Below are 22,644 nucleotides of genomic sequence, written 5' to 3' on the forward strand. Positions count from 1 at the left end.
CCGCGTCGTCACCAGAATCCATTTAAACTAAATAAGGTAACACCGTGACCAAAGATGAACTGCGCGCGGAACTAGAGCGCCAGGAACAACGTTTCAAGGATGTATACGGCGGGGAAGTCACCACCTACGCCGCACAACCGGAGCCGGAACGCAAACCCTGGCGCAAAAGAGCCAGCCTGCTGGATCAAGCATTTCAGCAAGAGCTGCAAAAGATGGAAAAAGAGCTGAAAGAAGAGCCTTGAGCGCCTGACCCACGGCGCCGATGAATGTCACCTCGTCTAACGGTTGGTCATTGTTCTAACCCGGTTTCAGCCAAGGCTCCTCGTTTCAGCTACTGTTGAAGCGCAGGTGCATGCATTTGCTTCCGGACAGGAAGTCAACAGGTGTGCGGGCCTGAAATTTCGTTGCAGGTTGCTACCAATTAGCAGCGTGCCTATCGATTAGTTTTTTTTCTGTCATAATCCCGCCCCCTTAATACCGGGTCAGAAAACCTTCCATGATCGATTTATTCAGCGGGCTGGATGCTTGGGTAATTGTGAGCCTGGTGCTCGCCCTCGCTTTCGTCCTCACCTTCGAGTTCATCAACGGCTTTCATGACACCGCAAATGCGGTGGCGACAGTCATCTACACCAAAGCCATGCCGCCGCATCTGGCCGTATTCTTTTCCGGGATATTCAACTTTCTCGGCGTGTTGCTCGGCGGTGTGGGTGTGGCTTATGCCATCGTCCACCTGCTGCCGGTCGAGTTGCTGATCAACGTCAACACAGGTCATGGCCTGGCCATGGTGTTCTCGCTGCTGGCGGCCGCTATTACCTGGAACCTCGGTACCTGGTACTTCGGTATTCCTGCTTCCAGCTCCCATACGTTGATCGGATCGATTCTCGGCGTGGGCCTGGCCAACGCGCTAATCAACGACATTCCCCTGGCGGATGGCGTCAACTGGCAGAAAGCGATCGATATCGGCGCCTCGCTGGTGTTCTCGCCGCTGGCTGGCTTCATTGTCGCGGCACTGGGGCTACTTGCCCTGAAGGCTTGGCGCCCACTGTCGAACATGCACAAAACTCCGGACATGCGTCGCAAGAGCAATGACAAAAAGAAGCATCCGCCCTTTTGGAATCGGTTGGTTCTGGTGATTTCCGCCATGGCTGTCAGCTTCGTTCACGGCTCCAACGACGGACAGAAAGGCATTGGCTTGATCATGCTGGTGCTTATCGGGATCGTGCCTGCACAGTTCGTGCTTGATTTGAGCAGCACTACTTACCAGATCGAACGCACCCGTGATGCCACTCAGCATCTGAGCCAGTTCTATCAGCGCAACAATGCCACGCTGGGTGAATATCTGGCATTGGGCAAGTCGCAAACGGGCGATCTTCCTGAACGCTTCAGCTGCAATCCGGAACAGACTGAACCCACCATTGACGCACTGCTCACCAATTTGAAGGGTGTGTCCGACTACCGCGCCATCTCGCCGGAACACCGGATCGAAGTACGTCGTTACTTGCTGTGTCTGGACGATACCGCGCGCAAGGTTGGCAAATTGCCGACGCTCGATGCCCGTGAGAAATCCGATCTCGAGAAACTGCGCAAAGACTTGACCACCACCACTGAATACGCGCCGTTCTGGGTGATATTCGCAGTGGCGCTGGCATTGGGCATCGGCACCATGGTCGGCTGGAAACGCGTTGTACTGACCATCGGCGAGAAGATCGGAAAGCAAGGCATGACCTACGCCCAAGGGATGTCGGCACAGATCACCACGGCCTGCGCGATTGCGGCGGCTAACGTGTTCGCTCTGCCGGTTTCAACGACGCACATTCTGTCCTCGGGTGTAGCCGGAACGATGGTCGCCAACAAGAGCGGCCTTCAGGGCGGCACCGTGCGCAACATTCTGCTGGCATGGGTGCTGACCTTGCCGGCGACTGTCGCACTCTCCGCTGGACTGTTCTGGCTGGCGTCGAAAGCGCTGGCGTAATAGCCAAGGAATACCTGAGCTTGGGAGCGGACCTGTCCGCGAAGAAGTCAGTTCACTCGACATAGCGCTCGAATGTACTGGCCTCTTCGCGGACAGGTCCGCCCCCACAAGTGTTTTAAGGGGTTCACTTGCGCTTCTTCCCCGTCCCTAACAACGAACCCATCAAACCGCGAACCAGGTCTCGGCCAATCTGATTAGCTGCAGTGCGCATAGCGCTCTTCATTGCCTGCCCTGCCAAACCGCCCAGGAATCCGCCCGCCATATCAGCGAAACCTCCACCCTCCCCCTTGGCCGGCGCTGCGTCTGGATCGGGAGCCGCCACTTTGCGTGCCATCAGCATTTCATAGGCCGACTCCCGGTCGACAGGCTTGTCGTAGCGCCCGGCAAGCGGTGACTGCGCAATCAAACTGGCTCGCTCCGCTTCAGTTAACGGCCCGATTCGCGATTGAGGCGGCGCAATCAACACGCGACGGACTACCTCAGGCGTGCCCTTTTCCTGCAGCGTGCCGACCAACGCCTCACCCGTGCCCAGCTCAGTGAGCACCGCTAACGCGTCAAACTCAGGGTTGGGACGAAAGCCGTCTGCCACGGCGCGCAATGACCGTTGCTCTTTGCTGGTGAAAGCGCGCAAGCCGTGCTGAATGCGCAAACCCAGTTGCGCGAGGATGTTGTCCGGTAAATCGCTCGGTGACTGAGTCACGAAATACACGCCCACGCCTTTTGAGCGTATTAGCCGGACTACCTGCTCCAGGCGCTCTTGCAAAGCCTTGGGCGTATTGGCAAACAGCAAATGCGCTTCGTCAAAAAACAGCGCCAGCAATGGCTTGTCCGCATCACCGCGCTCCGGCAATTGCTCGAACAGCTCGGCCAGTAGCCAAAGTAAAAAAGTCGCGTAAACCTTGGGCGCTTCATGCACCAGGCGACTGGCATCAAGCAGGTGAATCCGCCCCCGGCCATCGCTTGCGGGCTGCAGGATGTCTTCAAGCTGTAACGCAGGCTCACCGAACAACGCTTGCGCGCCTTGCTGCTCAAGCACCGCCAACCGGCGAAGTAACGCCTGACTGGAACCAGTCGTCATCAAGGCGCTGTCTTCTCCCAATAGCTCAGGATGCTCGCGCAGATGATTGAGCAGCGCCTTGAGATCCTTGATATCCAGTAGCAGCAACCCTTCACGGTCTGCCACCTTGAACGCTGCATACAAGGTTGATTGCTGGCTGTCAGTCAGCTCCATCAGACTGCCCAGCAACAGCGGGCCCATTTCCGACAAGGTGGTGCGCAGTGGATGCCCCGACTCGCCATGCACATCCCACAAGCAAACGGGATAACCTTGTGGGATGTGATTCAGCCAAGGCATGCTGGCAATACGCTCAGCGATCTTGCCCTGTGGATTGCCGGCAGCGCCCAAACCGCACAGGTCGCCCTTGATGTCAGCGGCAAACACCGCAACGCCGGCATCGCTGAATGCTTCGGCCAACCGTTGCAGGGTGACGGTCTTGCCAGTACCCGTGGCACCGGCGATCAATCCATGACGGTTCGACAAACGCAGCGCTTGCCCTACCGGCTGGCCGTCGAGACTGGCGCCAAAGACGATTTGTTGTGAATCAGGCATGTCGTTCCCCGCCATTTTGAAAGTTCGTATTCATAGCACGCCAACATCCCGTGAGCGCAACCCCGCCTCGCGTCTACGAACATGTGTGTCCTGCTTCAATCGCGCTTGTTCACTCTAGCCGACACACCTGCTGCCTGTTGAAGGAGCAGGCGGCGGCGCACCGATAACCGAACAACTATTAGCAAGAGTGGTCAACCGGTGGGGACGATGCAACACCCCAGGGACCTACATCCACATCATCGACATCTCTGCCGCTCGGCGCAGCGCTCACGGCCGGTTTTTGCGAACGAGGTGATGAACAGGCGTTGCACGGTTATCATCCGTGCAACGATGAGCCTGATTCCTACAATCTTCATGGTAACGATGAGCCGGATCAAAGACTGGCAGGGTGAATTTTGCTCCCTTGGGGCAAGCACACTTGGCACTCGGGCTTGAACTGCACCCGGCGGACATGGGCCATGAATTTTCTCGCACTTACTTGGTTAATTACTTTGCAGCTATTGATTGAAAAACGCCGCACACCTTTTGCCCGGCTTTCAGCGCTAAAACTCGCGCCCGGCCAGAGGTCTGCGGCGTGAAGCGACTTGCATGGCTTGCAGCCGCATTGGTCGTGGCATTGTTGATTCCGCTGTTTATGGGCGGTACGGAAATGTTCGAACGCTTGCGCGCGTTTCCCCGCGACTTGCTGCTGATTATGTTTGGCATGGTATTGGTTGGCTGGTGCTGCAACACAGCGCGATTGCGCTTGTTGTTAGGCGAAAGCGCCATCGACCTGGGTATTCGCAAAAGCCTCGGCATCGTCATGGCCACCGAGTTTGCTTACAGTGCAACGCCGGGCGGCAGTGGTGCGCCGCTGACACTGGTGGCGCTGCTGTCGCGCAATGGCATTGGCCCGGCGAAGAGCACAGCTGCGTTTGCCACCGACCAACTCATGGACTTGGTGTTCTTCCTGCTCGCCTTGATCGGCATCCTGATCTACGCGCTGTTCCATAACCTGAGTGAACGACTTGAGTGGATGCTGATTGTCAGCGCACTGCTGATCGGTGCCGGGCTTGTAGCCTGCGCAGGTTTTGCGCGTTACCACCGTCGGATCATTGTTCTAAACGGCCTTCTGCTCAAACGCTTCAACACCAAAGCGACAACGCGTACCCGTTGGGCCCGAAAGCTGCTGCACTTTCGCGATGCGCTGGCCGACACCTGGAAAATGCCCCACCGCACGCTGTTCAAAGTGTTCGTGCTGACGTGCATCCACTGGGGGCTGCGTTACAGCGTGCTGTATTTGACGCTGCAAGGGCTGGGGGCTGATATCCAGTGGGCCTGGACTTTTCTGGTGCAAATGCTTTCTTTGAGCGCCGGGCAGTTCAGTCTGTCGCCGGGGGGCGCGGGGACTGCAGAACTGACTTCTGCGGCGTTACTGGCGCCGTTGGTAGGAAAATCCACCGCCGCCGCTGCGATTTTGATCTGGCGGGCGGTGACGTATTACTTTTACCTGGTCGCTGGCGGCCCGGTGTTTTTCTTGATGGTCGGGCGTCCGCTGCTTAATAAGCTGATGCGCGTGAAACGCGTCTGATCACTCGTCGTGGCTGTCCGGCTTAGTATCCGCGGTAACCTCTGAAGACCCATGAGTTTGGTGCCACAGTTGGGCGGCGCCTTCAAACTCGGCGCCATCTTCAGGGGTCAGTTCATCGATATCGTAACGGCTCAGGCAGCCCTCACCTACTGTAGGCGGGGCTTTGGACGTGGCTTTGTCGAGTGGATCAGCCATGGGCGGTTTTTCCATCAAATGCTTAGTCGAACACAACAGTCTTGTTGTCATGCACCAGCACGCGATCTTCCAGGTGCGCACGCAGACCCCGAGCAAGAACCATTTTTTCCACGTCCCGACCAAAACGAACCATGTTTTCGATGCTATCTCGATGGCTGACGCGGACGACGTCCTGCTCGATGATCGGCCCGGCGTCGAGTTCTTCGGTCACATAATGGCAAGTTGCGCCTATCAGCTTCACGCCACGCAAAGATGCCTGATGGTAAGGTTTGGCGCCGACGAACGACGGCAGAAAACTGTGGTGAATGTTGATCACCTTGTGCGCGTATTCGCGGCACAACTGCGGCGGCAGAATCTGCATGTAGCGCGCCAGTACCACCACATCAGCTTCATGCTGTTTGACCAGGCGCGACACCTCGGCAAAGGCCGGCTCTTTGTCGGTCGGGTTCACTGGCACATAGTGGTAAGGAATGTTGTGCCACTCAACCATGCTGCGCAGGTCTTCGTGGTTGGAGATGACGCAGGCGATTTCACAATCGAGCTCATCACTGTGCCAGCGGTGCAACAAGTCGGCCAGACAGTGGGACTCGCGACTGGCCATCAGCACCACGCGCTTCTTCTGATCCGAATCCGTGATGCGCCAGTCCATCGAAAACTCTTCGGCGATGGGCTTGAACGCTTCGCGAAAAGCGTCCAGCTCAAGCGGCAAGGTGTCGGCACGAATCTCGTGACGCATGAAAAACCAGCCGCTGAGGTTGTCCGAGTGGTGACTCGCTTCGGTAATCCAGCCGTTGTAGGACGCCAGAAAGTTACTGACTTTGGCAACGATACCGACACGGTCCGGGCAGGCAATCACCAGACGAAAAGTGCGCATTAGGGAAACTCCAGAACTTCGCAAGGGCGGCTATTCTAGCGATTACTCAACAACTGTGCAGTATTGGAATGCGTTGAATGAAGGGGCGAACACGCGGAACTCGGTCGGTGGCTTAACCAGGTAAGCGCCACGTCTGATTGATGACGCCATAAAAGGCCTCCTCAAGCGCAATAAATAGTCAGATCGACTGCCCGCCTACAACCGCGCTATTAATTTAACGAGTGCTATAGAGCGAGCATTATTTGAAACGTCCACAAATAAACATTGTTTGATGTTTACTTGCACAAACTCTGTGACTATTATTGCGCCCATACACCCCGAACATCACAACATAAGGTAATCCTCATGTCCCTGATCAACGAATACCGCGCAACAGAAGAAGCCATCAAAGAGCTCCAGGCCCGCCTGCAAAACCTGAAACAAGACGACAAACTGCAGACTGAGCTTGAGTTCGAAGGCAAATTGCGCACCCTGATGGGCGAGTACCAGAAATCCCTGCGCGATATCATCGCGTTGCTTGATCCTGAGTCGAAAGTTAACAAAGCCCCGCGTGGCGCCGTGGCGAAAACCACCGGCACCAAACGCGCCCGTAAAGTAAAGCAGTACAAGAACCCGCACAACGGTGAAATCATCGAAACCAAAGGCGGCAATCACAAGACTTTGAAAGAGTGGAAAGCCAAGTGGGGCGGTGATGAGGTTGAAGGCTGGGCAACTTTGCTGGGCTGATCACCCGAAATCAGGGACAGTTGTGCAGTAACGCACAACACTAAAAACGCCAGCTTGCTGGCGTTTTTTATTGCTCCACTTTCAGTCGTTTGCTTACATGCCCAGTCGCAAGCTCAGTTGCTGTGCGTAATCCTGCCACTGCGCCAACACTTTTAGCTGAGCGGGCGAAGCCGTGAGCGATGCCGCAATCAACGCCTTGGTAAAACCCTTCAGCGTGTTGGGCGCACCTGCCGACGGGTCGGTCAGGCGTGTCTGGCAAAAGCTCAGCCAACGCTGCTGCTCCTGCGCGCTCAACGTTTCTGCAAAGTTGCGCGCCCGGTATCGGAATAACAACTCAGGCAAGCGCTCATCATCGAAAGGCCAGGGCTCACTGGCTAACTGCTGTGGCTCTGCCAAGCGAACCTGTTCACAAAGGCGACGATCACGATCGTTAATAAACCCGTCATATAACTGCTGCTCGGGGTCCTCGCTCGAAGCAAAGTCATCGCTGGCATAAACGGATTTCAATTTATCCTGCCACAACCCCTGCCCTTCAATGAGCCGGTGCACGCGCTCCTTATAGACAGCCATGTCCAATTCCAAACGCAGGCGGTCTTCCTCCCGCAGTACGCTTAAGGGCGCAATAACCGGGCACTTATTTATATGCAGCAACTTCAGAGGGACCGGGAGTTCGCCTTCGTTCAAGTCGTCACGTCGGGTATATAAGCGACGGCGCAACATCTCGTGGGTTTCTTGCAACAGAGGGGCATGATCAAGATGAAGGTCACACACGATCAACGCGTTTTTGTTGGTGGGGTGCCATGCCAGCGGCAACACCACACCCAAATAACTTCGCGCCGCAGAAAAACGTCCTGATATATGCACCAGCGGTTGCATCAGGCGAATCTGATCCTGCACCTTGTGTTTACTTCGCAACTGAAAAAGATAGTCGTATAGCTTGGGCTGTTTATCGCGGATCAGGCGGGCCAGAGAAATCGTCGCACGTACATCGGACAAGGCATCGTGCGCATGCCCATGGTCGATTCCATTAGCCGCGGTGAGCCGCTCCAGTTTCAGCGTGACGCGGCCTTCTTCCTCAGGCCATACGATCCCTTCCGGGCGCAACGCGTAAGCAGTGCGAACGACATCTATCAAGTCCCAGCGGCTATTGCCGCCCTGCCATTCCCTTCCATACGGGTCGAAAAAGTTGCGATAAAGGCTGTATCGCGTCATCTCGTCATCGAAACGCAGCGTGTTATAGCCCGCGCCGCAGGTGCCGGGCGCTGCCAGTTCGGCATGCACGCGGGTCATGAAATCAGCTTCGCATAACCCCTTTTCCGCGAGTCGTTCAGGGGTGATCCCGGTCACCAGACAAGCCGCAGGGTGAGGCAAGATATCGTCACTGGGCTGGCAATAGATGTTGATGGGATCAGCGATTTCATTGAGCTGATCGTCCGTGCGGATGCCTGCAACCTGCAGCGGCCGATCATTTCGCGGATTGATCCCGGTGGTTTCGTAGTCGTACCAGAAGATGCTTGAGGTCACGGGCTGATCCTGAACAGAAGTCCTGCAAAGTCTATCAGAACACTTCGGCCCGGCTCTGTAGGACACACGCGAGGTTCGCACACCGAAAATGCGACTGCCGAAGGACGGACATTTCTCCCGAAAATTTACTTCAGCAAGCCGACGCACTTTCTTACATCCTGCGCAGACAGTGCCCAGTTGCTTAGCTGACCCGTGCTGGCTAGCATCAGTCTTTCATTTCAAGGTGTATCCCCCCAGACAATGTCCTCTTCGCACGCTACGCCAAGGAATGCTCCGCAGCCTGCACCGCTGGACACCCGCATCCGCATGGAAACACCCGAAGGCATTTACCTGTTGCTGCGCCCCGCAGGTCTGATCCCGAGAGCAATGGCGTTCAGTATTGATCTGCTGATCCGGGCCATGATTCTGGGTGTGCTGTTTCTCGTGCTTCGTCCGTTCGACAAGCTCGGTATGGGCTTGAGTGCTTTGGCGTTGTTTGTCGTGACCTGGTGGTACATGGTGCTGTTCGAGGTGCTGAATCAGGGATGCTCGCCGGGAAAATCGTTCATGGGCCTGCGCGTGGTGCATGACGACGGCACGCCAATTGGCTGGTCCGCCTCACTGCTGCGCAACCTGCTGCGATTTGTCGACATGCTGCCATTCGGCTACAGCGTCGGCGCGTTCACATGCCTGCAACATCCTATGTTCAAAAGGCTGGGCGATCTTGCCGCGGGTACGCTGGTGATCTATCGCGATGTCCCCATCAACCGCCCTGAACTGCCCGACGCCGAGCCGGTCATTGCGCCAATACCGCTAACAGTGGATGAGCAGCGGGCAATCATGGCCTTCGCCGAGCGTCAGACGGGGTTGTCCCCCGCCCGGAGTCAAGAGCTGGCTGCAGTCCTTGCACAACCGTTTCACGTATTACCGGATCAAGCGATCACCCGCCTGAATGGCATCGCACGTGGATTATTGGGGCGAACATGAAAGTCTACCCAGCATGAAACAGAGCCAGTTCGAGGCCCGTCATCAGCACGACTGGGAACGCTTTGCCGAGCGGCTGGAAGTGCTTGAGCGCAGCCGGCGCACTGTTGAAGCGAGTGAATCCTTCGCAGCGGACTATCGACGTATTTGCCTGCAGTTGGCACTGGCGCAGGAGCGTGGCTATAGCAGTCATCTTGTAGACCCCCTGCACCAACTGGCGATGCGTGGTCACCAACAACTCTATCGCCATCGCAGTCAATTGGGCGCGCAATTGCTCGCATTCATTGTCGCCGGTTTTCCAAGGACAGTCCGTGCTGAGTGGCGCCTGGTGGCTATTGCCGCAGCGCTGTTCTTCGGCAGCCTCGTACTGATGGGTGTGCTGGTCTACAGCTTCCCGGACCTTGTTTACAGCGTGGTAAGCCCAACTGACGTCGGCGACATGGAGGCCATGTACGATCCGGCGGCAAGACGCATCGGTCAGGCTGCTGATAGGGGTTCGAGCGAGGACTGGATGATGTTCGGTTATTACATCATGCATAACATTGGCATCGGCTTTCAGACCTTCGCCAGCGGACTGATCTTCGGGGTGGGGAGTGTGTTCTTCCTGTTTTTCAACGGGCTTATGATCGGTGCCGTCGCTGGATACCTGACCGATGTGGGCTACGGCGAAACGTTCTGGTCCTTCGTAATAGGTCACGGAGCCTTCGAATTAACCGCCATCGCATTGTCCGGGGCTGCCGGCTTGAAACTGGGGTGGGCGCTGCTGGCGCCCGGCTCGCTATCGCGCGGCGAAGCATTGAGAGTGGCTGCCAAAACCAGCGTGCGTCTGATCGCAGGCGTGATCATTTTTCTGCTGATCGCTGCCTTCATCGAAGCGTATTGGTCTTCGATGAGCTGGCCCGCGCCACTGACCAAATACCTCGTGGGTGCGGCACTTTGGGCGCTGGTCGCCGCGTATCTGCTGCTCGCCGGAAAAGTCTCTCATGCGCCTGACTGATGCCACTGTCGCCATTCGGCCACGCAACCCCTGGGAAGCCATCGACCTAGGCGTATTGCTGGCGCGAAAACATCGTGGCTTGCTGATGACCAGTTGGGCGATTGTCACATTGCCGGTTTTCACTTTGCTCAGCCTTATGCTCTGGGATTACCCGTCCTTGGCGCTCTTTATGTTCTGGTGGCTGAAACCGCTTTATGAACGGCTGACGTTGCTTATCCTGTCGCAAGCGTTGTTTGGCGCCACGCCTACACTCAAGCAAGCCCTTGGCGCGTGGCCCGGCACGCTAAAAACGCAACTGTTGGCGAGCCTGACGTGGCGCCGACTGAGTTTGAGCAGGAGCTTTAAATTACCGATCCAGCAACTCGAAGGCCTTTCGGGACCGGAGCGAGCTCAACGCATCGCAATGCTCAGCCAGAAAGGCCTGCGCGCCGCTCGCTGCCTGACGTCGGTAGGCAGCTCGCTGGAGATGTGTTTCTGGGTAGGATTGATGGTGCTGTTCTACGCTTTTTTGCCGCAACAACTGGAAATTGACTGGTCGTGGCAAAGCCTGCTGAATGTCGAGGGGGACTGGAACTGGCTCGAACACCTGACCAACGCCTTTTATGCATTGGTGCTGATTGTCTGGGGGCCGATTTACGTTGCCTGCGGATTTACGCTTTATCTGAACCGCCGCACCGAACTCGAAGCCTGGGATATTGAGCTGACGTTTCGGCGCCTCCGCCAACGATTGATCGGCAGTGCCTATGCGTTGCTGCTTGGATGCACACTGTTACTGTCAACGCCGCCGATGTCGGCCATGGCCAATGAAGGCTCATCGATCCCGCCAGATTCGCAGCAATTGAGCTGCCCGCTCCCGCCATTGGATCTGCCCCAATCCGAAGACGCGGTTGCGGCCCCCTCCAGCCCTCGTCTGCTCAATCAAACACTCAGCAGCAAGGGTTCGGAAACGGCCATCAAGTCGGTGCTGGAAAATCCGCCATTCAAAAACCTCAAAACCGTTTCCGGCTGGCGCATCGCAGAGCACTCAGACGTAAAAAAATCAGCAAAGAGCGCTGACACACCTGCCTGGCTGGTGAGTTTGATCCGCGGTCTTCTGGCTGTCACGACACTGTTTGCCAACGCCATTGAGGTTTTGCTCTGGAGCGCGGCTCTTCTGTTGTTGATCGGATTGGCCTGGCGGTACAGAAGCTGGATCAGCACATTCGTCAGCCGCCGCAAGCCTAAGGCAGCTCCCCGCCCGACCACGCCACAACAATTGTTCGGGCTGCAGATCGTGCCGCAGAGCCTGCCGGTCGACGTGGCAGGCAGTGTTGAAAGACTCTGGCATCAGCAACCACGCGAGGCCTTGAGTCTGCTATATCGGGCGCTGCTCAGCCGTTTAATGACCGATTACCAACTGCCTCTCAAAAATTCGGACACCGAAGGGCAGGTGCTTGAGCGGATCGCCACTCTCGACCAGCCATCGCTGGAGCATTTCAGCAGGACGCTGACAAACCACTGGCAAAACCTCGCCTATGGTCATCGCCTGCCACCAGTCGATGCGCAGCAGACACTATGTGATGACTGGCGGCGGCTGTTCGCGATTAGGCCCTCTGCATGACTCGGCGCGCCCAAGGCTGGGTCGCCGTATTGGTGCTGGTGCTGATCGCGATAATCAGCGTGCCACTGTTGCAACGACTGGAGCACTATCAGGAGGTTATCAATCAGGGGCCGTCTCCCGAAGCACGCGCCAATCCTTACTTGGCGGCCGAGACTTTCCTGCGTCAGCGTTCGATCTCTGTGAACGCGACCGAAACGCTGCGTGGTCTGCCGGATTCTGGGCCGCAGACGCAAACGCTGATGCTGCTCGACAGCCGCGAAAACATGACGCCAGCAGACGTGGAGCGAGTACTGACCTGGACCCGCGCCGGAGGGCGGCTGTTGTTTGTCGCTGAACAATTATGGGACGAAAAAAAGGGCCGCAGCGGCGACCTGCTGCTGGATCAGCTACAGATCCATCAGTTTCTTACTCGGGACCTTCGCGAGCAGGATCGGCGTCGGGAATTGGAGATGATCAAGCCGGTCATTCCGTTGACCCCTACCCTTCTGCCCGCTCCCGAAACGCCATGGCCGGAACTGACCCGTCTTTACGTCGAACGAGAAACCGACCCGGCCTACATGAGTTTCGATCCGGCGTTTCATCTGGACGACCCGCAGGATCATGCACAGTCGTGGGCTAACAGCGCCGATGCCACGCACATGCTGCAAATGGTTTATGGCAAAGGTCTGATCACCGTACTCACCGATGCAGACATCTGGAAGAACCGCGCCATCGGTAAATACGACAACGCCTGGCTTCTTTGGTACCTGTCCCAGGACAGTGCCGTGACCCTGCTATTACGCACCGAACATGCAGACCTTTTCAGCCTGCTTGCCAAGTACTTTCCATTGGCGCTGACCGCATTGGGCGTTCTGACGCTGCTGGCATTATGGCGAGCGGGCATGCGACAAGGCCCTCTGCAACCGGAGCCAGAACGTACACGGCGTCAGTTGACCGAACATCTACGCGCCAGTGCTGACTTTCTGATACGCCGCAGAGGCCAGCAGACTCTATTGCGCGGCCTGCAGACCGATATCCTGCACCGAGCGCAGCAACGCCATCCCGGCTTTGAGCGGTTGGCTGTCGCCGAACAGTGGCAAGTTCTTGCACGACTGACCCGACAACCAACCAGCGCCATTGGCCATGCACTGCGGCCACGTCTCGACACACGTATTTCCCGAACCGAATTCACCCGGCAGGTTGCCTACCTGCAAACCCTCAGGAATGCCTTATGAGTGATCTCCCGACCGACCCGGCGAATAGCCTTGAGACTGTCACTGATCCAGTATCGGGGCCTGCTGTACCCGAACATGCAGCGAGCGAACCGCCGACACCCACCAGCAACCCGGCGCAGCAACGCCAACGTGCCATTCATCTGGCCCAGGCTATTCGGCACGAATTGCAAAAGGCGATTATCGGCCAGGATGCGGTCATTGACGATGTGTTGACCGCGCTGATCGGCGGCGGCCATGTGCTGCTGGAGGGCGTGCCGGGCTTGGGCAAGACGCTGTTGGTTCGAGCGCTCGCCCGGTGCTTCGGGGGCGAATTCGCACGGATACAGTTCACCCCCGATCTGATGCCCAGTGATATCACGGGGCATGCCGTTTATGACATGCACACCGAACAATTCAAACTGCGCAAAGGCCCGCTGTTCACCAACATGCTGCTAGCGGATGAAATCAACCGAGCACCCGCCAAGACTCAGGCAGCCTTGCTGGAGGCAATGCAGGAGCGCCAGGTAACTCTCGAAAGCCGAGCCCTGCCGATCCCGCAACCGTTCATGGTGCTGGCAACGCAGAACCCTATCGAGCAGGAAGGCACATATCCCCTGCCCGAAGCCGAGCTTGATCGCTTCATGCTAAAGGTGCGCATGGATTACCCCGACGCCGCGCAGGAGCTGGAAATGGTTCGGCAAGTCAGCAAATCGACGCGCTCCGACATGCTCGACGTACAGCCTCTGCGCACGCTGCTGCAAGCCAGAGACGTTTTGGCATTGCAGCGCATTGCCGGGGACCTGCCGGTGGACGAGCATGTGCTCGATTACGCAGTACGGCTGGCGCGCGCCACTCGAACGTGGCCAGGACTGACACTCGGTGCCGGCCCTCGTGCGTCCATCGCACTGGTTCGAGGCGCTCGGGCTCGAGCGTTGCTGCGCGGTGGCGACTTCGTCATACCGGATGACATCAAAGGCTGCGGATTAGCCGTATTGAGACACCGGGTCCGCTTATCGCCTGAACTCGATATAGAAGGGATGTCCGTAGATCAGGTGCTCAGGCAATTGCTCGACCAGGTGCCGGCGCCTCGTCAATGAAGCAAATGCTCAAGCCGTCCTCGCGCTTGCTCCGCTGCCTGACACTGCTGTCGGGGGTGGCAGTGTTGCTGGGGATACTGGACGCACTGAGCCTGGGTCCTACGGCAAAACTTGCTGGCGTTTTCTGGACTTTGCTGTTGGTGCTGGGACTGCTGAGCGTGCTGGATGCAGCCTCGCTGTGGCGAATGCCGTCGCCACGCCTGAGGCGTCAACTGGGCGGCAGCCTCGCTTTGGGCCGTTGGAGCGAAGTGCGCATTGCGATTGAGCATGAGTACCGCAGAACGCTGCTGTTAAGCGTCATCGATCACGGACCAGCCGGCCTGACTAACCGCTTCGATGTGGAGAGCCTTGCGCAGACCATCCTGCTTCGTCCTGATCGGACCGCTGAACTGGGTTATCGGCTACGTCCCACCAGCCGTGGTCATTTCAGCTTCGAAAGGGTCGAAATCAGCATCCCGGCTCCGCTTGGCTTGTGGTCCTCGCGACGCTACCTGTCCGTTGTCAGTTCAGCGCGGGTCTACCCTGACTTCGCTCGGCTACATGGCGGTCAACTGCTGGCTGTGGATAATTGGCTGAGCCAGCTTGGCGTCCGTCAGCGTCAGCGCCGGGGCATGGGTCTGGAATTCAATCAGCTTCGGGAATTTCGGGAGGGTGACAGCCTGCGTCAGATCGACTGGAAGGCCACCGCCCGTCAACGCGTCCCCATTGCTCGGGAATATCAGGATGAACGCGACCAGCAAATCATGTTTATGCTCGATTGCGGTCGCCGCATGCGCAGTCAGGATGGCGACCTGACGCACTTCGACCACGCACTCAATGCCGCTCTGCTGCTCAGCCACGTCGCCTTGCGCCAGGGCGATGCTGTGGGATTGTCGACCTTTGCTGCCGAGCACAACCGCTACCTGGCTCCGGTGAAAGGTTCGGCGCGGTTGAGCCTTTTGCTCAATACGGTGTATGACCTTGACAGCACACAACGTCCGGCCGATTACAGTGCAGCGATTGGCGCCCTGCTGATCCGACAGAAGCGCCGTGCGCTGGTGGTGTTGATGACCAACCTGCGCGACGAGGACGATGAGGAGTTGCTGGCCGCCGTGAAGCAGCTGAGCCGGCATCACCGGGTTTTAGTCGCCAGTCTGCGCGAGGAGGTGCTTGATGACCTGCGTCAGACGCCAATCGAGACGTGGCAGGAGGCATTGGATTACTGCGGGGCCGTGGACTTTCTCAACGCACGCGCCACGCTGCATGAGCGTCTGATCGCTCATGGCATTCCCGTGCTGGATGTACGCCCCGGTGCGCTGGGGCCAGAATTGGTCAGTCGTTACCTGAGCTGGAAGAGAGCCGGCACCTTGTAAACAGGCGCCGCCGTTAGGCTGATGCTTCCAGCGTGTGGAAGCTGAAATAGCGCTGTAAGGCCTGAATCAGTTGGTGGTATTCCAACGGCGCAGCTTGTAACCGGAATCCGGAATCCCAGACTCCCGGTGTTTCATCTTCCTGACACCACAGACAACTGGCGTTGATGTCGATAATCGTCGGTTCGTTCTGCAAACCGGGCACCTGGAGTCGCAGTTGATAATCCGCTCCCACGAGCACCGGCAAGTCGCTGATCAGCATCAGGCCATGCTCGGATACGTTGCCCAGGCACCCAATCGGTTTATTGGTGTATCGATTGATAACCTGAAGGTAGTACGGCAACTGATGACGCTCGATTCGCCTTTCGATCAGCATTGGACATTCGCCTTGGAATTACCATTTAGCACGGTCGCGCTAGTGCATTGAAGATTCGATCGCAGGAGACAACATAACGGCGTAACGATGGAACCTACCTATTTATACGACGGGAACGTCATCTGACACACCAATATCGCTCGAAGTCACGCGCCGATATTCGTTTCACGATAACCAGCCGCTGTCCCCCTCCGAGCATCGCGCTTTCATCTCTCTGCCAGTGGCAGCCTAGCTGAAGATCGTTACCGAGGCATCCAAAACGATACCACCCATCCGTTCAGGTGTAATCACAGTGAAGCAGGTTTGACGACTGCGGGCTGCGCGCCACGGTCATGCCCAAGCTGCTGCAAGGTGTCCATGCGCGCCTGAGCTCTGTAGGCATACTCGCTATTAGGATAGTTGGTGATGATGAACTGATAGGTCTGCATCGCATCGAGGTAAAACTTTTGCCGCTCCAGGCATTGCCCGCGCAGCATCGAAACTTCCGGTTGAACATAGCGGCGCGAACGGCTTTCCCGGTCCACTTTTGAAAGGTTGTACAGGACCGTATCGCAGTCACCCTGCGCATAGGCGCGGTTGGCATTGTTCAAATGGCTGTTCATCGACCAACGTGTGCAACCGCCGAGTGCGGCCATCACGATTATAATCATCACGATTCGCATGAGACTCTCCTGTGCTCTGCATTGTATCGGCGCCTGCCGGCAATTCTTCAAGGCCGTTTGAGGTGCCGATTGCCCAGTCATCCGGGAGCAAGGTAGTGCAAAGGAACAATGACTACAGCGCCGGAGAGTAGTAGCCTCTCGCTGCGCTTCATTTAAGGAGTTTGTGCATGTCCGTTCGCCGCACCAAAATCGTAGCCACACTTGGCCCTGCAAGTAATTCGCCAGAAGTTATCGAGAAGCTGATTCTCGCGGGCCTGGACGTCGCCCGTTTGAACTTCTCCCACGGCACCCCCGATGAGCACAAAGCCCGGGCAAAGCTGATTCGTGACATTGCTGCCAAAAATGGTCGCTTTGTGGCGCTGCTGGGTGACCTGCAAGGCCCGAAAATCCGTATCGCCAAGTTCACCAACAAGAAGATCGAGCTGAAAGTTGGTGACAAATTCACCTTCTCCACCAGCCATCCTCTGACCGACGGCACCCAGGAAATCGTAGGCATCGACTATCCCGATCTGGTCAAAGATTGCGGCGTAGGCGACGAACTGCTGCTGGACGACGGACGCGTGGTCATGCGTGTCGATACGCAGACCGCTGACTCACTGCATTGCACCGTGCTGATCGGCGGCCCGTTGTCTGATCACAAAGGCATCAACCGCCGCGGCGGTGGCCTGACAGCCCCGGCCTTGACCGAAAAAGACAAGCAAGACATCAAGCTCGCCGCTGAAATGGACCTGGACTACCTGGCCGTTTCTTTCCCGCGCGATGCTGCCGACATGGAATACGCCCGCAAGCTGCGTGACGAATCCGGTGGTACTGCCTGGCTGGTCGCGAAGATCGAACGCGCTGAAGCCGTTGCCAACGACGAAACCCTCGATGCCCTGATCCGCGCCAGTGACGCAGTGATGGTTGCCCGTGGCGATTTGGGTGTGGAAATCGGCGACGCGGAGCTCGTCGGCATTCAGAAGAAAATCATCCTGCACGCACGTCGCCACAACAAAGCGGTAATCGTGGCAACGCAGATGATGGAATCGATGATTTCAAGCCCGATGCCAACTCGCGCTGAAGTGTCGGACGTGGCGAACGCCGTGCTCGACTACACTGACGCCGTCATGCTGTCGGCTGAATCTGCAGCAGGTTCGTACCCGGTCGAAGCGGTCGAAGCCATGGCGCGGATTTGCGTCGGCGCCGAGCGTCACCCGACCGGCAAGACGTCCAGCCACCGCATCGGCCACTCGTTCGCCCGTTGTGACGAAAGCATTGCGCTGGCGGCCATGTACACGGCCAACCACTTCCCTGGCGTCAAAGCGATCATCGCGCTGACCGAAAGTGGCTACACCCCGTTGATCATGTCGCGCATCCGCTCCTCCGTGCCGATCTATGCGTTTTCCCCGCATCGTGGCACTCAGGCGCGCGCCGCCATGTTCCGCGGCGTATACACCGTGCCATTCGACCCGGCAGCCCTGCCGCCAGGTCAAGTCAGCCAGGCTGCGGTTGACGAACTGCTCAAGCGCGGTTTGGTCGAGCAAGGCGATTGGGTCATCCTCACCAAGGGCGACAGCTACCACACCATCGGTGGCACCAATGGCATGAAGATCCTGCACGTCGGCGACCCGATGGTCTAAGACGACAGCAGCGACAACAAAGCCCCGGTTCGCAAGAGTCGGGGCTTTTTGTTTTAGCAGGTAATTAGACGAGCATCTGTAGGAGCCAACTTGTTGGCGAGCACTCCATGCTGCAACCGAGATGCAAAACCTCGCGAATAAATTCGCTCCTACAGGGGCAGCAAACTACTCACGGCCGACAAACACATCCGCCAGTACCTGCCCCCTCGGCATCCCGGCGATATACAGCCGTTTACGATAACGCTCCACGCTCTCCGGCGAGCCGCACACCAGTGCGATGGTCTGACGAGAAGCGATCCTCAAACTCGCCATCGCTGCGTCAAAACCGGCCGCAGCGATCAACTCGAACTGGAACTGTGGATAGTCGACAGCCAGTCGACCAAGGTCATCCACCAGATAGTGTTCACTGCTATCGCGCGCCACGTGCATCACCCGAATCGGGCCTTGGTGTTCCTGACGCAACGCCTCTCGCAACACGCCCCACAGTGGACCAAGCCCGGTTCCGGCCGCCAGCAATAACAGCGGTCGATCCTGCCAGTCGGGATCGTATTGCAGTGCGCCTCCTCTCAGTTCCCCCAGGCGAATCGGATCGCCGATGGCCAACGTTCGAGCGGCATCGACAAATGCGCCAGGACGATGGCAATCAATGTGAAACTCAAGAAACGAATCTTCGCCGGGCAGGCTGGCGAGAGAATAAGGCCGGGCAACGCCGGTTGTGGTCCACAGCACCAGGTGTTGACCAGCGCGATAACGCAGGGGCCGCTCGGGTTCAAGGCGCAGGCGCAATACATCGGCACTGAGCCAATCCACGCCGATGACCTTCGCAGGCCTCCCGTCGCGCAGCGGGTCAAAGACCTCAATAGTGAGATCCTCGATCACCCGGCATTGACAGGACAATCGCCAGCCTTGCTCACGCTTGCTGTCGTCCAAAGCCTGCGGCAACGCGTCGAGTGGTTCACCGGAAACACATCGCACCAGACACGCATGACAACTGCCAGCACGGCAGCTATAAGGCACGGCAACACCGGCGCTGTTCAATGCATCGAGCAGATTGCTGGAGGCAACGACCGGCCAATGTCGATCGCCCACACGTAACTCAGGCATCAGCGTGTTCCCATGCCCCGATGCAGCGGTTGCGTCCATCATGCTTGGCGCGATACAGCGCCTGATCCGCACGCTGCAAGGCTCTGTCCATGTCGTCGCCGGTTTCGAGCAGGGTCATGCCGACGGACAGACTCAAATCGAGTTGAGCCAGGCCGGCCACCTGGACTTGCTCGAACATCTGACGAATTGTTTCGCAGCAATCGAACAGTTGCGCCCGGGTGCAACGCGGGATCAGCAGTACAAACTCTTCACCGCCATAGCGCGCCAGAATGTCGTCTTCACGCAGGCATTTGATCGCGCTGGCCGCAAATGCCTGAAGCACCCTGTCCCCGGCGGCGTGGCCGTGAACATCATTCACACGCTTGAAGTGATCCAGGTCAATCAACGCCAGCCCTTGGGTGTAATTACCGTCCATGCTTTCCAGTTCACGCATGGCCATGCGCAGGAAATGGCGGCGGTTATAGAGATTGGTCAATTCGTCGGTCGCAGCCAGTTCTTCAAGCTGAAACATCATGCCCCGCAGGGTGTCCTGATGGGCTTGCAGCGTCACCCGCCGCTGGTGCATGCGAAAGCGTGAGTGCTGCACAAAACGCGCATACAGGCACAACCAGAACAGCGCGATGAACAGGGCGCATATCTGCAACGCGGCCAGGTTGGGGTCACGCAGTCGCTGGTTCACGACCTCCCACAGATTCAGGCCGCAAAAACCCAATAGCGCCAGCAAAGCTGCACGGGCGAATATTTTCGGCGGAAGGTGAAACAGGCCAAATAGCAGAATCAGCACATAGACCAGCAAGAAGGTGCCACGGGCGCTGTCGAGGTGACTGATCAGGTAGGTTTGCCAACCGAGCGCCAGTAACACTTGCAGTTCAGTGAGACTCGGGTCTTTGAAGCGGCAGTTGAAACCGGACAGGAAAACGATTGCCAGGGTTGCCAGCATCAGCAGCACAAGGGAAGTGCTGATCACTGCCACCCACTTGGGCGCCTGATAGTAGCCGGCGAATATCGCCACCCAGACAAGCCCGATGACCAGCAAGTAGGTGCCGGCAGCAAGGGCGAACCGTTTCAGCAACAGGCGTTGTATGGCTTTGTCGGTCACTTGATGACTCATCATGCGTAAAAAAGGATCCATCCCATATTGCAAGATGCCCCGCAGCATCGCCCAACGAGGCGATGCGGCCAATCTCCAATGACTGATCAGCGATGCAGGCAGCCTGCCACTGTAGTGGTTACGCTGAAAATTGACTAATTAATTCTAGTGCCCCCAGACAACCGTACTGCTCTGCTTGAGTGACACTTGGCACAAAAAAAACCGTGCGCTCATCGACCAATGATTACCCACGAACCGATGTGCCCGCTCCGACCACGGGTTATACTGCCGCGCCTTTTTTATGCCCGAACTGCCGAGCCTGACTGTTGAGTCTGTAAAGCCGGCAAGTCTGCCTAACGCTTAATGAAGATGCTTTCGTCAGACCATAGCGGTACTGTCGAAAACAGCAAATCGAATGTTCCCGCCAAATCAGAGGAGCGCGCCCCAATGACCGTGATCAAGCAAGATGATCTGATCCAGAGTGTCGCAGACGCCCTGCAGTTCATTTCCTACTACCACCCCGTTGACTTCATCCAGGCCATGCACGAGGCCTATTTGCGCGAAGAGTCGCCCGCCGCACGGGACTCCATGGCGCAGATTCTGATCAACTCGCGCATGTGCGCGACCGGTCATCGTCCTATCTGCCAGGACACCGGCATCGTCACCGTTTTCGTACGCGTCGGCATGGACGTGCGTTGGGACGGCGCCACCATGGGCCTGGACGACATGATCAACGAAGGCGTGCGCCGCGCCTACAACCTGCCTGAAAACGTCCTGCGTGCCTCGATCCTCGCGGACCCTGCAGGTGCTCGCAAAAACACCAAGGACAACACCCCTGCGGTCATTCACTACTCCATCGTCCCGGGTAATACCGTGGAAGTGGACGTGGCGGCCAAAGGCGGCGGCTCTGAAAACAAATCGAAGATGGCGATGCTCAACCCGTCCGATTCGATCGTGGACTGGGTGCTGAAAACCGTACCGACCATGGGTGCGGGCTGGTGCCCACCGGGCATGCTCGGCATCGGCATCGGCGGTACGGCTGAAAAGGCCGCGGTGATGGCCAAGGAAGTGTTGATGGAGTCCATCGACATTCACGACCTGATCAAGCGTGGCCCGTCCAGCCGTATCGAAGAAATGCGCATCGAGCTGTTCGAGAAGGTCAACCAACTGGGCATCGGCGCTCAGGGCCTGGGCGGTCTGACCACCGTGCTCGACGTCAAAATCATGGATTACCCGACCCACGCGGCGTCCTTGCCGGTGTGCATGATCCCTAACTGCGCCGCCACCCGTCACGCGCACTTTGTGCTCGACGGTTCCGGCCCGGCTTCCCTGGAAGCGCCCCCGCTGGATGCCTACCCGGAAATCGTCTGGGAAGCTGGCCCGTCTGCCCGTCGCGTCAATCTCGACACCCTGACCCCTGAAGACGTGCAGAGCTGGAAGCCGGGCGAAACCGTCCTGCTCAACGGCAAAATGCTCACCGGTCGCGACGCCGCGCACAAGCGCATGGTCGAGATGCTCAACAAGGGTGAAACCCTGCCGGTCGATCTAAAAGGTCGCTTCATCTATTACGTCGGCCCGGTCGACCCGGTGGGCGATGAAGTCGTGGGGCCTGCTGGACCAACCACCGCCACGCGCATGGACAAGTTCACCCGCCAGATCCTGGAGCAAACCGGACTGTTGGGCATGATCGGCAAATCCGAGCGCGGCCCGACTGCCATCGAAGCGATCAAGGACTACAAGGCCGTTTACCTGATGGCCGTCGGCGGCGCTGCTTACCTCGTCGCTCAGGCGATCAAGAAATCACAAGTGCTGGCCTTCCCTGAGATGGGCATGGAAGCGATCTATGAGTTCGAGGTCAAAGACATGCCGGTGACGGTTGCAGTAGACAGCAAAGGTGAGTCGGTACACATCACAGGTCCTGCTATCTGGCAGAAGAAGATCAGTGAGAGTCTGGCAGTAGAAGTGCAGTAAGTCCTTCGTCAGAAACACCCGAAAAGCCCGGCCACTGTGCCGGGCTTTTTATTGCGCTGCACTCCACAACATCCGTACATAACAGGAAACAAGGTCGGGCAACCACGATAAATATGTATTTCCCCCGCAACATCGCAACGCTATTCAATGGAC

General features: G+C 57.6%; 20 protein-coding genes. 12 read left to right on the top strand and 8 right to left on the bottom strand.

Features of this window, described 5'->3' with window-relative positions; translation table 11 throughout:
- Positions 1-44 precede the first annotated feature (44 nt).
- Both ACWKWM_RS06435 and ACWKWM_RS06440 read left to right on the top strand, forming a co-directional pair.
- Positions 45-242, top strand: coding sequence for a hypothetical protein (locus ACWKWM_RS06435; RefSeq protein ID WP_483834243.1), 198 nt, complete (start codon positions 45-47; stop codon positions 240-242).
- 254 nt (positions 243-496) lie between these two features.
- A complete protein-coding gene (locus ACWKWM_RS06440) occupies positions 497-1,972 on the top strand; it encodes an inorganic phosphate transporter (RefSeq protein WP_483845312.1) in 1,476 nt (491 codons plus the stop codon).
- 124 nt (positions 1,973-2,096) lie between these two features.
- Here the strand turns inward: ACWKWM_RS06440 and ACWKWM_RS06445 are convergent, their stop codons facing one another.
- The gene (locus ACWKWM_RS06445) at positions 2,097-3,581 is read right to left on the bottom strand and encodes a helicase HerA-like domain-containing protein (RefSeq protein ID WP_483845313.1); all 1,485 of its coding nucleotides are present in this window, start codon (positions 3,579-3,581) and stop codon (positions 2,097-2,099) included.
- A gap of 574 nt (positions 3,582-4,155) precedes the next feature.
- On the opposite strand from ACWKWM_RS06445, the gene gpgF reads away from it, so the two are divergent.
- Complete coding sequence (gene gpgF / locus ACWKWM_RS06450; RefSeq protein ID WP_483845314.1) at positions 4,156-5,151, top strand: glucosaminyl phosphatidylglycerol flippase; 996 nt, start codon at positions 4,156-4,158, stop codon at positions 5,149-5,151.
- On the opposite strand, the gene ACWKWM_RS06455 is transcribed toward gpgF, so the two are convergent.
- Positions 5,152-5,346, bottom strand: a complete 195-nt coding sequence (locus tag ACWKWM_RS06455; RefSeq protein ID WP_483845315.1) for a hypothetical protein — start codon at positions 5,344-5,346, stop codon at positions 5,152-5,154.
- Between the two features lie 22 nt (positions 5,347-5,368).
- On the bottom strand, positions 5,369-6,220 hold the full coding sequence (purU, locus tag ACWKWM_RS06460; protein ID WP_483845316.1) for a formyltetrahydrofolate deformylase: 852 nt from the start codon (positions 6,218-6,220) through the stop codon (positions 5,369-5,371).
- A gap of 345 nt (positions 6,221-6,565) precedes the next feature.
- On the opposite strand from purU, the gene mvaT reads away from it, so the two are divergent.
- Positions 6,566-6,946, top strand: a complete 381-nt coding sequence (mvaT, locus tag ACWKWM_RS06465; protein ID WP_483845317.1) for a histone-like nucleoid-structuring protein MvaT — start codon at positions 6,566-6,568, stop codon at positions 6,944-6,946.
- A 93-nt stretch (positions 6,947-7,039) separates the two neighbouring features.
- On the opposite strand, the gene sbcB is transcribed toward mvaT, so the two are convergent.
- Entirely contained in the window at positions 7,040-8,470 is a 1,431-nt protein-coding gene (gene sbcB, locus ACWKWM_RS06470; RefSeq protein ID WP_483845318.1) for an exodeoxyribonuclease I, read from the bottom strand.
- 240 nt (positions 8,471-8,710) lie between these two features.
- On the opposite strand from sbcB, the gene ACWKWM_RS06475 reads away from it, so the two are divergent.
- Genes ACWKWM_RS06475 through ACWKWM_RS06500 form a run of 6 tightly spaced genes read left to right on the top strand, consistent with a single transcriptional unit; the run spans position 8,711 to position 15,672 of the window.
- Positions 8,711-9,436, top strand: coding sequence for an RDD family protein (locus ACWKWM_RS06475; RefSeq protein WP_483845319.1), 726 nt, complete (start codon positions 8,711-8,713; stop codon positions 9,434-9,436).
- A gap of 13 nt (positions 9,437-9,449) precedes the next feature.
- On the top strand, positions 9,450-10,430 hold the full coding sequence (locus tag ACWKWM_RS06480; protein WP_483845320.1) for a stage II sporulation protein M: 981 nt from the start codon (positions 9,450-9,452) through the stop codon (positions 10,428-10,430).
- Complete coding sequence (locus ACWKWM_RS06485) at positions 10,417-12,030, top strand: DUF4129 domain-containing protein (protein ID WP_483845321.1); 1,614 nt, start codon at positions 10,417-10,419, stop codon at positions 12,028-12,030. The genes ACWKWM_RS06480 and ACWKWM_RS06485 overlap by 14 nt, the downstream gene beginning before the upstream one ends.
- On the top strand, positions 12,027-13,244 hold the full coding sequence (locus ACWKWM_RS06490) for a DUF4350 domain-containing protein (RefSeq protein WP_483845322.1): 1,218 nt from the start codon (positions 12,027-12,029) through the stop codon (positions 13,242-13,244). Before ACWKWM_RS06485 ends, ACWKWM_RS06490 begins: the two co-directional genes overlap by 4 nt.
- Positions 13,241-14,320: an AAA family ATPase gene (locus tag ACWKWM_RS06495; RefSeq protein WP_483845323.1), complete on the top strand. Its 1,080-nt coding sequence runs from the start codon at positions 13,241-13,243 to the stop codon at positions 14,318-14,320. Before ACWKWM_RS06490 ends, ACWKWM_RS06495 begins: the two co-directional genes overlap by 4 nt.
- Positions 14,317-15,672, top strand: coding sequence for a DUF58 domain-containing protein (locus ACWKWM_RS06500; protein WP_483845324.1), 1,356 nt, complete (start codon positions 14,317-14,319; stop codon positions 15,670-15,672). Before ACWKWM_RS06495 ends, ACWKWM_RS06500 begins: the two co-directional genes overlap by 4 nt.
- Positions 15,673-15,685: 13 nt before the next feature.
- Here ACWKWM_RS06500 and ACWKWM_RS06505 read toward each other — a convergent pair whose 3' ends face one another.
- Complete coding sequence (locus tag ACWKWM_RS06505; protein ID WP_483845325.1) at positions 15,686-16,045, bottom strand: PilZ domain-containing protein; 360 nt, start codon at positions 16,043-16,045, stop codon at positions 15,686-15,688.
- A gap of 287 nt (positions 16,046-16,332) precedes the next feature.
- Positions 16,333-16,707, bottom strand: a complete 375-nt coding sequence (locus ACWKWM_RS06510) for a tetratricopeptide repeat protein (RefSeq protein WP_483845326.1) — start codon at positions 16,705-16,707, stop codon at positions 16,333-16,335.
- A 167-nt stretch (positions 16,708-16,874) separates the two neighbouring features.
- On the opposite strand from ACWKWM_RS06510, the gene pyk reads away from it, so the two are divergent.
- Positions 16,875-18,326, top strand: coding sequence for a pyruvate kinase (pyk, locus tag ACWKWM_RS06515; protein ID WP_483845327.1), 1,452 nt, complete (start codon positions 16,875-16,877; stop codon positions 18,324-18,326).
- Between the two features lie 165 nt (positions 18,327-18,491).
- Here pyk and ACWKWM_RS06520 read toward each other — a convergent pair whose 3' ends face one another.
- Together ACWKWM_RS06520 and ACWKWM_RS06525 are read right to left on the bottom strand one after the other, a co-directional pair.
- Positions 18,492-19,430, bottom strand: coding sequence for an iron-sulfur-binding ferredoxin reductase (locus tag ACWKWM_RS06520; RefSeq protein ID WP_483845328.1), 939 nt, complete (start codon positions 19,428-19,430; stop codon positions 18,492-18,494).
- On the bottom strand, positions 19,423-20,529 hold the full coding sequence (locus ACWKWM_RS06525; protein ID WP_483845379.1) for a GGDEF domain-containing protein: 1,107 nt from the start codon (positions 20,527-20,529) through the stop codon (positions 19,423-19,425). Before ACWKWM_RS06525 ends, ACWKWM_RS06520 begins: the two co-directional genes overlap by 8 nt.
- A gap of 438 nt (positions 20,530-20,967) precedes the next feature.
- Between ACWKWM_RS06525 and ACWKWM_RS06530 the strand changes: the two genes are divergently transcribed.
- Positions 20,968-22,491 carry a fumarate hydratase gene (locus ACWKWM_RS06530; RefSeq protein ID WP_483845329.1) on the top strand — a complete coding sequence of 508 codons (1,524 nt, stop codon included), beginning with the start codon at positions 20,968-20,970 and terminating at the stop codon, positions 22,489-22,491.
- Positions 22,492-22,644: the final 153 nt, after the last annotated feature.

Source organism: Pseudomonas rosaeacicularis, from assembly GCF_057128745.1.